Origin of the sequence: Aliiglaciecola sp. M165 (assembly GCF_007197995.1) — a bacterium.
In the GTDB taxonomy this organism is placed as follows: Bacteria; Pseudomonadota; Gammaproteobacteria; order Enterobacterales; family Alteromonadaceae; genus Aliiglaciecola.
Window position 1 is genome coordinate 79,644 of record NZ_VKKH01000004.1, and the last position, 15,691, is coordinate 95,334.

12 protein-coding genes are annotated in these 15,691 nt (G+C 43.5%); 6 read left to right on the top strand and 6 right to left on the bottom strand.

The genetic code is table 11. The features are described 5' to 3' along the window. Nucleotides 1–157 precede the first annotated feature (157 nt). Together FM019_RS07770 and FM019_RS07775 are read left to right on the top strand one after the other, a co-directional pair. Nucleotides 158–1,717: a sensor histidine kinase gene (locus FM019_RS07770; protein ID WP_143835360.1), complete on the top strand. Its 1,560-nt coding sequence runs from the start codon at nt 158–160 to the stop codon at nt 1,715–1,717. Then, the gene (locus FM019_RS07775) at nt 1,714–2,397 is read left to right on the top strand and encodes a response regulator transcription factor (RefSeq protein ID WP_143835361.1); all 684 of its coding nucleotides are present in this window, start codon (nt 1,714–1,716) and stop codon (nt 2,395–2,397) included. Before FM019_RS07770 ends, FM019_RS07775 begins: the two co-directional genes overlap by 4 nt. Here the strand turns inward: FM019_RS07775 and FM019_RS07780 are convergent. The 4 genes from FM019_RS07780 to FM019_RS07795 form a co-directional block, all read right to left on the bottom strand. Further along, nucleotides 2,394–3,254: a delta-class carbonic anhydrase gene (locus FM019_RS07780; RefSeq protein WP_143835362.1), complete on the bottom strand. Its 861-nt coding sequence runs from the start codon at nt 3,252–3,254 to the stop codon at nt 2,394–2,396. The two genes, FM019_RS07775 and FM019_RS07780, sit on opposite strands and share 4 nt — an antisense overlap. A gap of 151 nt (nt 3,255–3,405) precedes the next feature. Beyond that, a complete protein-coding gene (locus FM019_RS07785; RefSeq protein ID WP_143835363.1) occupies nt 3,406–4,080 on the bottom strand; it encodes an OmpW family outer membrane protein in 675 nt (224 codons plus the stop codon). A gap of 346 nt (nt 4,081–4,426) precedes the next feature. After that, a complete protein-coding gene (locus FM019_RS07790) occupies nt 4,427–4,654 on the bottom strand; it encodes a hypothetical protein (RefSeq protein ID WP_143835364.1) in 228 nt (75 codons plus the stop codon). Nucleotides 4,655–4,706: 52 nt separating this feature from the next. After that, entirely contained in the window at nt 4,707–5,378 is a 672-nt protein-coding gene (locus FM019_RS07795) for a TetR/AcrR family transcriptional regulator (protein ID WP_143835365.1), read from the bottom strand. A gap of 121 nt (nt 5,379–5,499) precedes the next feature. Here FM019_RS07795 and FM019_RS07800 point away from each other — a divergent pair, with 121 nt between their 5' ends. Continuing rightward, nucleotides 5,500–6,237, top strand: coding sequence for an SDR family oxidoreductase (locus FM019_RS07800; RefSeq protein WP_143835366.1), 738 nt, complete (start codon nt 5,500–5,502; stop codon nt 6,235–6,237). Between the two features lie 231 nt (nt 6,238–6,468). Then, nucleotides 6,469–7,380: a type IV pili methyl-accepting chemotaxis transducer N-terminal domain-containing protein gene (locus FM019_RS07805; RefSeq protein WP_143835367.1), complete on the top strand. Its 912-nt coding sequence runs from the start codon at nt 6,469–6,471 to the stop codon at nt 7,378–7,380. A gap of 82 nt (nt 7,381–7,462) precedes the next feature. Here the strand turns inward: FM019_RS07805 and FM019_RS07810 are convergent, their stop codons facing one another. Further along, nucleotides 7,463–9,661 carry a winged helix-turn-helix domain-containing protein gene (locus FM019_RS07810; RefSeq protein ID WP_143835368.1) on the bottom strand — a complete coding sequence of 733 codons (2,199 nt, stop codon included), beginning with the start codon at nt 9,659–9,661 and terminating at the stop codon, nt 7,463–7,465. Between the two features lie 184 nt (nt 9,662–9,845). Here FM019_RS07810 and FM019_RS07815 point away from each other — a divergent pair, with 184 nt between their 5' ends. Beyond that, nucleotides 9,846–10,694, top strand: a complete 849-nt coding sequence (locus FM019_RS07815) for an alpha/beta hydrolase (protein WP_143835369.1) — start codon at nt 9,846–9,848, stop codon at nt 10,692–10,694. 155 nt (nt 10,695–10,849) lie between these two features. Here the strand turns inward: FM019_RS07815 and FM019_RS07820 are convergent, their stop codons facing one another. After that, the gene (locus tag FM019_RS07820) at nt 10,850–12,046 is read right to left on the bottom strand and encodes an endonuclease/exonuclease/phosphatase family protein (protein WP_185969248.1); all 1,197 of its coding nucleotides are present in this window, start codon (nt 12,044–12,046) and stop codon (nt 10,850–10,852) included. 266 nt (nt 12,047–12,312) lie between these two features. Between FM019_RS07820 and FM019_RS07825 the strand changes: the two genes are divergently transcribed. Next, a complete protein-coding gene (locus FM019_RS07825; RefSeq protein ID WP_143835371.1) occupies nt 12,313–15,582 on the top strand; it encodes a VPS10 domain-containing protein in 3,270 nt (1,089 codons plus the stop codon). Nucleotides 15,583–15,691 lie beyond the last annotated feature (109 nt).

Below are 15,691 nucleotides of genomic sequence, written 5' to 3' on the forward strand. Positions count from 1 at the left end.
ATAGGCGTTCATGGCAATAGCCATCTGGCTTAATCGGATCTGGTTAGTCGGCTTGCATAAAGCGTTTCAGCCAATAAAAAGAGCACAAATATTGTTGGTCCTTTACTGTGAAATCAGCGTAGTTACTCTACTATCGTCACTGAGTTAAATTAAGTAAATGTACAAACGGAAACTGTTCTATTTTGGCCTGACCTCCGCCTTCATTTTGTTAGTCGCGCTGATCTGCACAGCAATCTCAGCGCAACTCACTCGAGAAAATCTGAAACAAAGCACTGTTGCCCAAACACTGTTGGTGGAGCATCAGCAGTTATCCAGTATTTCTTATCGACTATTCAAGCAACTCACCGACGAAGTTATCTTCGGCCAAAATGCGAATCAATCTGAAGTGCGTAAAAAGCAGACCATGATAACTCAGTCTATAGCCAATATCCGCCAACTTGAGCTGCAGCAAAGAGAAGCATTGGGCGCAGCCGTTACCCAAGGTAGCGTCGAAGATACCAGTGAGCTTGAATCCTTGATTAACCAAATTATTGCAGAATTCCAAGGTGTCGTGGGTAGTAACGATGCAACACCATTGAATCAGCAAGAAAGATTACGTAGATTGCTTGAAGACACCATCGACAATGAATTTAGAGAAGCCATCAACGCAGCAGTTTCCAGACAGAGTCGTGTTGTAGCAGCAATCAACGCAAGAATAGATACACTCAATACAGCCATGGTTTGGTTTACGATTGGATTGGGGGCGTTATCAGTTCCACTCATCATCTACGGGTGTTACTGGCTTTTCAACCAGCTCTATCAACCTTTAATCTTAATCAAAGGCGCAACGAACGCCATTGCAGCCGGGCATTATGACCGTCCGATTTCTGAAAAACTCGATGATGAATTTGAAGCATTAGCTGCGGCGATTAACCAGCTTGCAAAGCAGTTGCAGGAACACCAAGCCTATGAAATCAAATCAAGAAAACAGCTTGAATTTGAAGTTGAACAGCGCACACATGAACTCACTAATGCAAACTTACAGTTAACAAAAATTGACTCACGGCGCAGGCAGTTTATTGCAGATGTTTCTCACGAGTTACGCACTCCGCTAACTATCATTCGAGGTGAAGCACAAGTGACTTTGAGGATGCACTCCGCCTCTGAAGAGGATTACAAAGCAACACTGGCAGCGATTTTGGAACAATCCGTAGGTTTAAGTCGACTAGTAGATGATTTGTTGTTGCTTACTCGTGCGGAAATGAATCAACTTCACTTAGAAATTAGTGCTATTGATATTCTACCTCTAGTGAGCGCAGAAATAGCCAAATGGCAACGTTTACATGAATCTCGCCAAATTACATTGCAAACTGACACTCAACTGCACACCATGAATGTGCTTGCGGACACGCCTCGAATTCAGCAAGTCCTATCAATTTTACTGGACAATGCAACCAAGTATTCTGCCGTTGACCAACCAATTGAAGTGTACGTTGCTGCTAAAGGATCATTTGCTTGCGTGACTATTAAGGATTCAGGCGCTGGTATTTCCGCAGCAGAAATTGAAAACATATTTGAGCGATTTGTGCGCTTTAGCAAACATAATGAAGGGTTGGGCCTAGGCTTGCCCATTGCCAGAGCGATAATTGAAGCCCATAAAGGTACAATTACTGTTGAATCAAACCAAGGAGAAGGCTCCGCATTCTCAATTACAATTCCCGCAGAGACGCGCTCATGAAAATATTATTAGCTGATGATGAAAAACCGCTATTGAGCTTTTTGGAGCGTGGTCTGCGTGCCGAAGGATACGAATGTCATACGATTAGCACGCTGCATGAAGTGCTACCTTTTGTCAGAAAAAATAAGCCTCCTCTGATGGTGTTAGATAGGTTGTTTGGCAGTGAAGACAGCATCAGCATCATCGAAGCAATTAAAGGATTACCGTCTCCTCCTATGATTTTGATGCTCACCGCTTTGGACGAAGTCAGCGAAAGGGTCAAAGGACTGCAACACGGTGCTGACGATTATTTGTGTAAACCCTTCGATTTTGATGAGTTGCTAGCACGCATTACTGCCTTGCGAAGAAGGGTTGATAAAGCCATTCAACCTAATCAAAACACTATCGAGGTTGGCGAACTAAAAATTGCACTTGATGAACGTGTAGCATTGTTAAAGGGCGAGGAAATATCGCTAACCAAGATTGAATTCGAATTGTTGCTGTATCTGGCGGAAAATCAAAAGAAAGTATTGTCTAGAGAGCGTATTTTAAGTCGCGTCTGGCAAACGTATCACGATCCGCAAACCAATATTGTGGATGTCTATATAAGTAAACTGAGAAGAAAGCTAGATGGTGACCCTAAGATCACCATCCAAACGCTTAGGGGAAATGGTTATCGCCTGAGCTCAAACGAGGGCTAGTTGATAGCAGACAATAGTTTTGGGTTAGTTACTAAATTGCGCACACCGTGTGCATGATCTTCGTTAAATACGTTGTCTTTACACCAATCACCAACTGAATTGATGTCCAGCGTCGCAACCTGTGGTCTAACACTCCAGCTAACTTGAAGCGGCGAGCCCTGCTCGTTGTATGAGGGACCAGTGGTTGAGCCAAGATACTCAACGGGAGAGCCTGTATTACTTGGGATGTTCGGCGCCTGAGCATAACCATTGACATTGTTAATGGCAGCAAGTTCGTTAAAATCTAGCGCGTTTTCATCGTTAGCCAATACAAAAACCTGCCCTTCAACGCGAAGGCCCGGATTCATGGTTGAGTCAGCCAAACATGCACCTAAAGTTGGACCGGGCTGCACTTGTGCCGCAGAGAAAACCCAATGCACTTCTATGGTATCGCCTGCCTGTAGAGGATCACCTTTAGCTGCACAGACACCACCTCTAACTTGTTTAAGTTGTGCTTGAGACAGTTGGCCGTTGTAGACGTAACCAGTGTTTTTACCTTTACCGTCGCCATTGCCTGCATAGGTGGTAAATTCACCACCCTTGTGCTCAGCATTTTTGTGGAAATGAATATTACATAAATTCATTTGACTGCGATTTGGCGCATAACCAAATACACGCTGGTTGGTGCCATAATCTTGATCGATATCACGAGGGGATTGAGGGCCAAAGCCCTTTCCGTCTGTATTCTTCTCAAGCGAGGCGCGCTGTTTTTCTACGACACTGTCAGCTACATCTTTCGCTGAAGCTGAGAATACACAAACGCTGGTTAACGCTAGAGCTATGACGCTTTTTTTACCAATTACACTGATTTTACTCATGTTTATTCCTCTATAAATATATACGATAAAATTATTGCTAATCGTAAATACTTTACTTTATCGTTTTTGGCTCACTTAATAACGGAGTTTTTTCACTCATCTGATGAGTTTCACATTACACCTATCTACTGTTGTAAATATCGCTTTACTTTTAGAAACGGTACCCCACTGAAACCGTGTAAACCCAAGGATCAATTTCGATACTGTCGACTGATCCTGCGGTGCCATTCAAGTTGAAGGAAGCTTCGGTATCAATGTCAATCCAACGAACTGAGCCATTAATAAACCATTTATCGTTTAACATGTAATCTACACCCAATTGGGCGGCTAGACCAAATGAATTATCCAAAGACAAATCAGCTAAGCCTGCCCCTCCATTAGCAGACGTGAATTCTTCATCGAAGAAAATAGTGTAGTTGAGTCCAAGACCAGCGTAAGGACGGAATTGGCTGGAGCTATCAGTGAAATAGTAATTTATCGACACTGTGGGCGGAAGGTGAGTTACTTCACCTAACTGATCGCCGGTACCTAACGGGTCGTTAACACCAAAATTCACGTCATGCTTAAATGGCGTTGCTGCCAAAACCTCAACATTCATGTTGTCCGCGAAAAAGTACGCAAAATTAAGTCCTAGTTGGGTGTTATTGTCAACGGTCAAATTAACCCCCAGATCATTCCCACCTACAACAATATTTGACGATGACTCATCAGGAGCAACCGTGGCAAGTCCTGCGCGAATGATAAAATCGCCTTTTTCAAACGCCAGCACATGTTGTGATGCAAAGATTGTAGATAGGGCCAGTAGAGTGACGCTGCTTTTTTTCATAACGTACCTTAATATTGGTTGTTTTTGACAGCCGCAATGGTAGTGAAAGAACCTGAAAAAGACTTTACACAAACATTAAAATTAGATTAAAAATTGGGTGTTTTAGGCAAGTGTAAAAACGTTACCCCTATGATTTTTATACACATTATTGATATACATGCATTGCTATAGCCGTCAGAATTGCAGGCAGAATGCAGGCTCTTTACAGATTCTCGTGATTTTATTGAGCACTAAGATTGGCGGTTTGGATGGGTAATGCTCAATAGCCTTGGAAGACTTTGCGAGTTGGAAAGAACTCCTAACCTGTCGACCAGCAAGATATAACGAGGATCGCTTCGCAATCCATCTAACATTCGATTAACGTAATGAAGATGATGTCTGTATAGCGATCTTTTAAAGCCTGCTGAAGATATTCGAAGCCGTCATCCGCGTTTCCCTGTGTGAAGGCAACATTGGCTAATAGTGTTGGTGGAACATAGGATGTATCAGCAAGAAATTTAAGCGCACAAAAAGGCTCTCTGCTTCTTGCTGCTGCCCCCGTTAAAATAAGCCGCCGCAAGGTTCGATAAGGCATTCGTTACAAATTCTAATCTTCATTTTGGTTAAGTAGCGTAAATAGTTTGCTGCTAAGTAAAGCCCGCCCCGTCGCTTGGTTGTGACGGCGTTTTGTTTTCACGGAACGGGTGCTGCCGGCTTTCGACCAACCCCAAGCCCAACAACATGGTGTTGACGACGGATTCCAACTCCTTTTCATTGCGACCTGCTTTTGCCATGGTAGCCGTGCCGCATAATAACGAATTTAGACTCAGGGCAATTTCATTGGCACGCTTGTCGTAACCTTGTGATTTAGATTCTTCATCTTCACGCAACAACCTCTCAAGCTCAGTCTGCATATGCTGATTAAGATCAACGATCAGTTGGCGAGACTCCCTCGGTATAGTGTCATTGCTTGATTCATTAATGCACGCACTGATATAACAACCTTTAGGCGAAGTATTCTCGCATTGACCAACAACAGTCGACATTAAAAATTCCTTGATTCTCTTTTCAATCGTCATATTGACTTTGTATAACCATTGCAGATGAGGAGCCGCTTGCTGTTCCACATATAAGTTTGTTGCTTGGGTGAACAAGGCCTCTTTGTTGCCAAAAGTACTGTACATACTCGGCTTATTGATCCCCATCGCCTGAGTAAGATCAGACAATGACGCTCCGACATACCCTTTTTGCCAAAATACTTGCATGGCCGCTTCGAGCGCTAACTCTTTGTTAAATGATAACTTTCTCCCACCTGCCATAAGATATCTCCGTTAGATATATTTAAATTTTGATTTTTATTTGCGTTATTGTACCGAACGGTATAAATTTATCAACCATACCGAACGGTACAATATTTTTTAAATTTAAGAGGATATAAAAATGAGCTACACAATTGGAAACAAAATCGCATTGGTTACTGGCGCAAATCGCGGAATTGGCAAAAGCATCGTTGAACACCTATTAGCAAATGGCGCTAAGAAAGTTTATTTAGCCGTTCGTAATACCGCTTCAACCGGTGAACTTGAAAAATCTTACGGTGATAGAGTAAAAACCCTGAGAGCTGACGTCGCGGACAAGCGCTCTATACAAGCGTTAGCAGAACAAGCAACCGATGTGGATGTCGTCATTAATAATGCGGGTATCTTGGCAAGCGCTCCAGCTATTGGAGCCGACACAGAAGCCGCCCTAAAGAACGAACTTGATATAAACTTATTTGGACTGCTTAATGTAGCCAACGCATTTGCCCCAGCGTTAGAGCAAAATAAGGGTGCTTTAGTCCAACTTAACTCAGTCGTATCGATTCGCAATTTTTCAGCGTTTGCGACCTATTCGGTATCAAAGGCTGCTTCATATTCTTTGACTCAAGCTTTAAGAGAAACCTTAGCGCCCAAAGGAGTCAAGGTTGTTAGTGTTCACCCCGGCCCGATTGATACGGATATGGGTGCGCAAGCAGGATTTGATCAAGTTGCGCCAGCAAGTGTGGTCGCGCAAAGTATTTTAGAGGCATTGGAAAAAGACGAATTCCACGCCTTCCCTGACGAGATGGCTAAAATGTTTGGCGAAGGCTACAAATCTTATGCCGATAATTTCGTGACTGCTGATTTAGGAGGGGAATAAGGTTTTAACAATTCTGTCCCATATCTAAAAATTAGCCGATACAAATAACTTTTTATCTATTCGCTAATTCGTTTAGACAAACCGCATTAAACTCTTTTAGTGCGGTTACTTTAGCTCATTATGAAGTAAATAAGCATTGAAGCAAAAATGAACTTAACCCATTGAGTTGGCGTACTCAGTGTGATTAGAATGTTTTGTATGTCTTAAGACCAATCAATAAGGCCTAATCTTTTGCGAAAAACGTTGTTTATTGTCAAACAAGTAGCTTTATTCTGCGTGGCTGTCGCCTGTGTTTTTATCTCAGCTCGAGCGTTTACTCAAGAAAACAAAAGCGCTTACGCCACCGCGGTTAATATTGCAGGTAAGCAGCTCATGTTGATACAAAAGATCAGCAAAGAAGTACTTTTTTCCAAGTTGCAAACATCGAAGGTCCACCAGCTAACCAGCCTTGCCGACACAGCGACGCAATTCCACCAAGCACAGTTAGGATTAATGCACGGTAGCGAGGTGCTGGGACTTCCAAAAACTACCGATCAAGCGCAACTAAAGAAAATGCAAAACATATTGACGCTTTGGGAAGCCTACTTTTCGGCACTGGAAGATTCGGTACTTTCCCGCAGCATTGATGACAAATTAGTCGAGTTGGTCACTGAGACCAATGAAAAGTTGTTAATCGAATTAGATGAAATGGTTGTGGTTTTTCAAAACGTTGCTGATGAGCAGTTATCTAATTTGCCCGAAACTCTACCTACTACCATTAACCTTGCCGGCAGACAGCGAATGTTGTCGCAAAAAATGGCTAAAGAGTGCTTACTTGTCGAAGCGGGTATGGAACGACAAACGAACCTGCAAAAGCTTAGCAATAGTCAAAAGGAGTTTGAGAAAGTTCACCATGGGTTAGTGCGAGGAAATGAAAGTCTAAATTTGCAAGTCCAGCCTACATTTGAAATCAAACAACAATTGTCAAAAGTGTCCGAAGACTGGCTCTCATTTAAAACATTACTTAAGTCATGCGGAACTAACAAAAATCCAAAAGATCAAGAAGTCTTTTTTGACTCACTGTCACATCTGAATCTAGTACTATTGCGCAATATGAATCACGCAGTCGAAATGTATGAGTCGTTAGCTTACGAAACACAATGATATAGAAGTATCACTAGCTGTAATTTTTGCTTTGAATTTCGATATCAGGATTGCGTTCAGTCTTACTTATCCCGAATAGGGGTTAGTTAGCGACCGACAACTCAATCACTTCTTTTTTCTCTGACGCGACCAGTGTCACCAACAACTCGCCGTCACGGATATCGGTGATGTAATCAATGTCGGGCGAAACAAAACCGAGTACAGTCAGCGAGTCAGTTTTGAGATCAAAAGACCAGAGCTGGTTGTCACGATTGATGCCGTAAATCACATCATTTTCAATCACAAATCGTTTTGATGAACCTTGTTCTAACAGCGGCTCAATCAATGTATCCTCAATACCTCCTCGCTGCCAGAATCGATGCATTTGGTCGACAAATATCAAGGCCCCGCTTTGACTTTGTGCTGCCCATTGCACGCCCTTATCATTAATACGCTGATAATCGCGGGTGTTTAAATCGATGTTAACCAGTTTTCGAAGACCATTGACCCGAATATTTGCCGTAACACTTTGACTCTCGGCATCCCAATGAAATACATCAGTAACCATGTGAGAGAAATCGATTCTGGTTTTATCCCCGTTAGGATGCAACAGATGTAAACCCATATCAGCTAATACCAATAGCTCTGTACCTTGAGGATCCCAAAGCATATTCCTAATGTAAAAGCCTCTAGGGAAATTGCTCATTATTTTGGCTGGGTGGTCTCCAAACATCCAAATCTGTTCACTTCCTGTGCGCCCAGAGGCCATGGCAATTGAATTTTCATTAGGCTGAAATTTGGCGATATATTCACTGTCTATCGACCGTTCGAAAACAGAAACTTCCAAGGTTTTTCCAGTCAAGGATTCAAGATGATTTGCTTCATTTTCTAAAAGCTTGGGTAGCACTAGGCGAGCAACATCATTGTCGTAACGCCCCTTGATGAGTAACACTCGACTGCCATCGGGGTGAAAGCTTGCGCCGCCAATATTTGTATCAAACGGAAAATCCACCGAACCAACTTCGCCGTTTTCAGACAAGCTAAATAGCTGCCCAGCATAGTTCAATACAAGGTGTTCAGTGTTGGGAACAAACTGAAAGTGCAACTTCAATAGGCGCGGCGAATTATCTGGAAATTTGATCGGATGGCTTGATTTTACACTGCCATCTGCATACAGAATGTCGATGTGATGCTCGCCGTCATTTTTAACCGTGTTAACTGCGAACAATTGCCGCTGCGCCGACCATGCATAGTTGAATACATGCCCTCCTTCAATTTGATAGAGGTTTGAGCTGCTTTTATTCTCAGTTGAGTAACGGATAAGGCGCCAGTATTGGTCTTCCCTTTGCATCATTGCAATATGCTGATTATCCAGCCAAATGGGTTTTCTTATCGCTGAATTTTGGCAGTGCAAAAGCACTTCTGCCGTTTGAGGTTCAAGTAATGCTTGTTCGAAATCCAAGCTCATTAGCTTGTAGCAGGTATTTTGAGTGATTGGTTTGGTGCAGTCCTCTTCTTTAATATAGGTCAGCCTTTTGCCATCTGGCGATAGGTTCTGGTCAGCGTAAGTTCCGCGTTCATTGGTTAGCTGGTACTCCTCCAATGTGCTGGCATTTTTCGCCCAGATATTATTCATACATACTTTGTCAAAGTAGCGATGGAAAAGCACGTATTCGCCGTTGGGTGAATACGCTGCACCGTATTCTTTGTTGTCAGTGGCTGTTAGATAGTTAAGCTCCCTAAGCTTCAAGTCTGACGCCGTATTCTGGGACCTAAATAGTGCAAACGATGCTATCAACAACGCTACAATAATCATTGGCCAAACGTAGGCGCTATGTGTCTTTTTGTTATCTAACGTTGTTTTTACAGTCTGTTGGCTAACAGAATAGCTTACATCCTGTTGAGGTGGGATATCGCCAATGTCAGCAGACATTTCTTCAGTTTGCGCAACGTTATCATTTTCAGCTGCAACTGCGCGCGCACTGTCAGACCAGTTAACGTCGCATTCGATACTATAGCCTTGTTTCGCGTGGGTCTTGATGATGCCTTGTGTTTTACTGTTTTCTCCGAGCGCCTTACGCAATTGTGCAATGCTGCGTTGCAGCGTATTAGGCGTGACAACAGTATTAGGCCACACTTTGTCGAGCAACTCGTCATAACTGACGACCCTTCCACGATTCTCAGCAAGATGAGTGAGCACTGACAACGCTTTGGGAGGTAGTGTCTGTGACTGAGTATGTTGGCTGATCTGGTTTCTGGATAAGTCGACAAAGAATTCACCCAACCAGTATTGTTTTGCCATAAAAGCGGATACCTGAAAAACAAGAAACTAAACAGGTCAGAATCCTAACACAAGCTCAGCTCATGACTACCCAGTAAAACAAAACGTCAGCAAAAAATCAGCGAAATTTCACAATCCCTTCATGTGTTTGAGTTTCATTTGCTTCAATCTGGCTCACCAAGCACTTTGACGGACGGCAAACAACATGAGCAAATATGTACTTTTTATCTTGATAACTCTGCTACATTTCACTCAGGTTCAGGCAAGCGAATATAAGCCATTCGAAATTCCCAGAACTCAAGTCATTCCGATTCAAGATTCTCAGTCAAACAAACAGTATGAACTCTATGTTAAATTGCCAGAAGGGTACGCTGACAATAAAGACAAAAAATACCCAGTGGTGTATTTCACCGATGCTGTATGGCATATTGAATTACTGTCCGCAGCAACGGCGTTTATACTCGAAGACGTTATTTTGGTTGGCGTTTCCTGGCAAACAGATATTAGTAGTGCGCTGCAACAAAAATATGGTGATCATGCTAGTCGTTTTACTGACTATTCTTTTTGGACCAAAACCAACCCTAACCACCCTTTGCTGAAATTTGGCCAGGCTGATAGTCATTTGGCTTTCATTCGCAATGATGTGTTTAAAACTATCGAAAGCAACTATCAAACTAGTCCCGATAATCGATCTTATTTTGGCTATTCCTTAGGTGGATTATTTGGCGCTTACACCTTACTCACTCAACCCGAAACCTTCAAACACTACATTCTCGGCAGCCCTTCGGTTCAATTGCTAACTAAGGAGGATTCTGCCATTGAGTTCACCAGCAAAAACATCGATGCCAATGTTTATATTTCACACGGTGATTTAGAGACCACTAGCAGCGAACCTATCGCAACCTTTGTAGCACTGTTGAATAAAAGAAACGACAAAAAACTGGCCATTACTCACAAGGTAATAAAAGGCGATCATCAAAGCGCATTTCCCGCCACAGGTATCAGCGGCGTTACGTGGTTAGCTGAGTTGCTAAACGAAAAGGATGTAAAATAAATCATCGTTGTATTTATCATCTTATAGATAAGCGAATTGATCATGATAGGCTAAAGACTTCGCTAACCAGAATGACTGAGCTTGATGGCGTTGGATTAGCAGAGGAAATTTCAACAAGCCACTATGATTATCAACAAGCGCATAGGCGTTTTCCTTTACATCGACAGTTGCAACCAGACTAAACGATGATCTGATGAACTAGCGCGATCGGCGACTAGTCGATGTAGGGCGTCATCATGACTCGGCCAGAATACGCCTCCGTCGAGCACCTCAAAGTGCTTTGATGGGATCACATAATCCGCACGGGCTCCCCAACTGGCAGTATGATACTTAGCATAAGGATTTTCAGGTCGGTTTAGTCTACCGGCTTCGCTTTGCGGTGTGAAAACATCATTTACTTGATTAGATGCTAACAACTGTGCAATCACTGATTTGGTGTCATTGACTCTGTCGGCCGAGGCATTTTGATCACCCAAAATAACGAACTTTGCCCCGTTAGTTAAGCCACCATAGTTCCCCCGATCATCGTAAATGTAATCATCCTGCCCCGGTGTAATATAATCAAGCCAAAAGCGAATTTCGTCATGATTACGTTTGCCGTTTCGATCTTCAGGCCCATCAAAAACAGGTGGTGTTGGGTGACTGGCTAATACTCGAATGACTTCATCGTTAATTCGCACAGGAATGTCCCAGTGAGACTTCGAGGATAACCTTAAATTTCCCCATTCCCACTCATTATAGAAAGGCTTGCCGCTCACCGGATCTATAGGAACAAGTGCATTGGGCATATCCGCCCAAAGGAAGCGCTGAAAGGTTCGAATGTCTTCGTTAACGATTGGATATTTGGATAACAACACCATTCCATAGTGACCAGAATACATGCCAAAGCCTTGAGCGTCGGCGCCGAATTTTTCATATTCACCATTGTTGTCCAAATCAAAAGGTGTCGGTAACCCGGTATTTGACTGCGCGTAAAAAACATGGGGGTAATGGATCGGTACACTGCCATTATGAGAATGAGCCAAGTAATTTTTAACAAACGCTTGCACGCCGTGTTTTGGATTGTCGATAAAATCGAATTCGTTCAATAACACGATGTCTGGCTTCGTACGTTGAATAATTTCCGCAATATTTTTAATTTGAGGATGCTGTCCGGTCGCTAGATGCTCCATCAATACCTGCGGACCCGGAGCAAGTTCAGATTGATTATCAGGATCGGTATAATTGCGCGCTTCCATGCTGACATTAAAACTCGCAATGGTAATCGACTTGGACTCGTTAGGTTCGGGGGTTACTGCACTACATGCGGTCAATAAAAATATCCAGAGCAGATGTAACTTATTCACGGTCATTCTCCCATTAAACGTTTTCCGCGCCACAAATGCCTCACTCGAGTGTATTGAAGATACTAATTCAAAAATTGTAAACCCAGATTAAGTTGCATGTATAGAAAGTTTGGAAATTAATATTTAGTACATAAACCCATACAAAAATCGTTGTGGATCGACAATTACTTTTATTTTTCAAATAGCGAATATGCTTGATTGTGTTATGTTTGTGTAAATAAAAAACAAAATAAAACGTCAGAAAAGGGACTTTCCCCTCAGGAAACAAAATCATGTCAATATCTAAATATCTAGTATTAGGTAGTCTTGCTGTCGCGTTTTTTGTCACATCAACGCACATCGTCGCTAAAGATGCACCTGAAAATCCACTCGCTAATATTCCTTTGCGCAACATAGGACCAGCAATGATTTCAGGGCGAATCTCTGATTTCGCAGTCAACCCTAATCACTCAAACGAATTCTATGTTGCCACTGCTTCTGGGAATCTCTGGAAGACCACAAACAACATGACAACCTGGACTCCCCTTTTTGAAAAAGAAGGAGCCTATGCGATTGGGGTCATTGAAATGGCACCTTCAAACTCCAATGTACTATGGCTCGGCTCAGGCGAAAATAATTCGCAGCGTTCTGTGGCATATGGTGATGGCGTTTACAAGTCTGCGGATGGCGGAAAGTCGTGGGAGCATATGGGCTTAAAAAACTCAGGCCACATTTCACAAATCTGGATTGATCCCAACGACATCAACCATGTCCTAGTTGCTTCTCAAGGCCCTCTTTGGAGTAATGGTGGTGACAGAGGCTTATATAAAACCACAGATAGTGGAAAGTCTTGGGAACGTATTTTAGATATTGATATTTACACTGGGGTGAATGAATTTGTTGTCGACCCGGCCGATCCCAACAACATTGTTGCCACTAGTTACCAACGTCGTCGGCATGTCTGGACGCTGATTAATGGTGGGCCAGGCAGCGGTATACACAAAACTACCGATGGCGGAAAAACCTGGTCGCGTATTTCGTCAGGCCTGCCTGCAGAAAACATGGGCCGCATTGGCATTGCAATGGCGCCTTCATCTCCCAACATGTTGTATGCCATTGTTGAATCCAACGACAAAGATAAGGGTGTCTACCGTTCTGAAGATTTTGGTCAAACGTGGAATAAACGCTCGGGGCACATGACCAGCAGTCCACAGTACTACAACGAATTAGTGGTAGACCCGCTAAATCCAGAGCGTGTTTATTCCCTTGATACCTTTACCACAGTGTCTGAAGATGGCGGAAAATCCTTCAACGCTCTTTCCAATGAATTTCGTCACGTCGATGATCATGCTCTTTGGATAGATCCAAAAAATACCAATCACCTCATCATGGGTGGTGATGGCGGCGTTTACGAAAGTTGGGATAGAGGCCAAAAATGGCGATGGGCGCAAAATCTGCCACTTGGGCAGTTTTACCGCGCACAACCCGATAACGCAGAACCCTTTTATAACGTATGCGGTGGCACTCAAGACAACAATTCCTTGTGCGCCCCCTCTCGCACCGAGGTTATTCATGGCATCACCAATGCAGACTGGAATATCGTCATTGGTGGAGACGGGTATAAACCGCAAATTGACCCAAATGACCCAAACATCATATACGCCCAATACCAATACGGTGGCTTAGCTCGATATGACAGGCGTACCCGAGAACGTGTGTCAATTACACCTCACCCTAAAATGGGAGAAAATGCCTACAAATGGAATTGGAATTCGCCGTTATTATTGAGTCCACACAGTCCAACTCGACTTTTTTACGCCGCAGAGAAATTGTTCCAAACTGATGATCGCGGTGAAACGTGGCGAGTTATCAGCCCTGATTTAACTCGCCAAATCGACCGCAACAAGTTAAAAGTGATGGATAGAGTTTGGAGTGTGGACACTATCGCTAAGAATGCGTCGACATCCATGTACGGCTCGATCATTGCACTCAACGAAAGTCCTTTAAAAGAAGGTTTGATTTACGTCGGTTCAGATGACGGACTGATCAGTGTTACAGAGGATGGCGGACAGAATTGGCGTACCGAGGACAGTTTCCGCGGTGTGCCCGACATGTCTTTAGTGGAAGATATTATCGCTTCTCTGCACAACGAAAATGTAGCCTATGCGGTATTCGACAATCACAAACGTGGTGATTATAAACCTTATGTATTCAAAACGACCAACAAAGGTAAAAGCTGGAAACTCATCAGCAACGACCTTCCAGATTGGGGCTCGGCGCATACCATAGCTGAAGATCATGTTGATCCAAACCTGTTGTTTGTCGGCACTGAGTTTGGCCTGTTTGTTAGTCAAAATGGCGGTAAAAATTGGTCTCCCATGAAAGGAAAATTCCCCACAATCGCCGTGCGTGATTTGGAAATCCAACGTCGTGAAAGTGATTTAGTTGTTGGTACCTTTGGCCGCGGGATTTACATTTTGGACGATTACTCGCCACTGCGGACAAAAGCTGATGACTTGAAAAAGCAGACCGCGACACTGTTTGGGGTTAAAGATAGCTGGCTGTATCTGCAAGGCTATCAATACGGCGGCGAACGCAATGGATCTAATGGTGATGCCTTTTTCACTGCCGACAACCCTGCTTATGGAGCGGTATTCTCATACTATTTGAGAGATGGTTTTGAGACGTTACAAAAACAACGACGGGAAAAAGAAAAAGTCATTGAAAAAGAAGGTGGTGACACCCCCTACCCTAGCTGGGATACCTTGCGAAAAGAAGATCAAGAAGAAGCGCCGAGTGTATTTCTAGAAGTTAAAGATGCGCAAGGTCAAGTCATTCGCCGTGTTGATGCTACTGCTAGCAAGGGTTTTCATCGTGTCGCATGGGACATGCACTATCCGTCTTCTGCGCCAGTCAACCTATCTAAACCTTCAGGCTATGTGCCACCTTGGGCAATCCCGCCTAAAGGCCCTATCGCATTACCCGGACAATACACCGTCACCCTTAAAAAGCGACAATTCGGTAAAGTATCAGCGCTGTCTGAACCACAAACATTCAACTTAAAACTGTTGAATAACAGCCCTGAAATCACCAATGACCGCGAAGGATTGCTGGCGGTTCAGCAGCGGGCTGCTAATTTATTCCGCTCAGTGCGTGGAGCGTCTAAAGCACAAGGTGAATTGCGCGACCGTATCAAGCATTTAACTGCAGCAGTAGACTTAACACCGTCTTCGACTGAGCAACATGCCCAGGCAGTTCGAGCACTAACAGCTAGACTGGCACAATTAAGCGTGCTGTTGGATGGAGATGCTACAGTAAGAGCTCGCCAAGAACCGGTTCCCTGGTCTGTATCAGGCCGTACTTTCAGCTTGTACTACGCAATTAGTGGTAGTCAGAACAAAGTATCGGGTAACCATTTGGCGTCATTGGATATCGCAGAAGCTGAATATACTCGCGTAGCAGACCAACTCAAAGTGTTACAGTCTGAGTTAACGGCGCTCGAAAACCAGCTTGAATCTGTTGGTGCGCCCTGGACACCGGGCCGGATTCCCACGATAGAGTAAGTAGAAAAAAGCCGCCTTTCATTAGGCGGCTTTGATTAAAACACTTAACCGAGCGTGTTTGAGTCTCAACGCAATTTTCTATATACAAATCTTGGACTGAACGATTTTT

Bases quoted from the DNA above. Each gene is read 5' to 3' on its own strand.
- FM019_RS07795 (WP_143835365.1), bottom strand. From the start codon at position 5,378: ATGGCAGGTGGGAGAAAGTTATCATTTAACAAAGAGTTAGCGCTCGAA.
- FM019_RS07790 (WP_143835364.1), bottom strand. From the start codon at position 4,654: ATGCCTTATCGAACCTTGCGGCGGCTTATTTTAACGGGGGCAGCAGCA.
- FM019_RS07815 (WP_143835369.1), top strand. From the start codon at position 9,846: ATGAGCAAATATGTACTTTTTATCTTGATAACTCTGCTACATTTCACT.
- FM019_RS07780 (WP_143835362.1), bottom strand. From the start codon at position 3,254: ATGAGTAAAATCAGTGTAATTGGTAAAAAAAGCGTCATAGCTCTAGCG.
- FM019_RS07810 (WP_143835368.1), bottom strand. From the start codon at position 9,661: ATGGCAAAACAATACTGGTTGGGTGAATTCTTTGTCGACTTATCCAGA.
- FM019_RS07825 (WP_143835371.1), top strand. From the start codon at position 12,313: ATGTCAATATCTAAATATCTAGTATTAGGTAGTCTTGCTGTCGCGTTT.
- FM019_RS07820 (WP_185969248.1), bottom strand. From the start codon at position 12,046: ATGACCGTGAATAAGTTACATCTGCTCTGGATATTTTTATTGACCGCA.
- FM019_RS07770 (WP_143835360.1), top strand. From the start codon at position 158: ATGTACAAACGGAAACTGTTCTATTTTGGCCTGACCTCCGCCTTCATT.
- FM019_RS07775 (WP_143835361.1), top strand. From the start codon at position 1,714: ATGAAAATATTATTAGCTGATGATGAAAAACCGCTATTGAGCTTTTTG.
- FM019_RS07785 (WP_143835363.1), bottom strand. From the start codon at position 4,080: ATGAAAAAAAGCAGCGTCACTCTACTGGCCCTATCTACAATCTTTGCA.
- FM019_RS07800 (WP_143835366.1), top strand. From the start codon at position 5,500: ATGAGCTACACAATTGGAAACAAAATCGCATTGGTTACTGGCGCAAAT.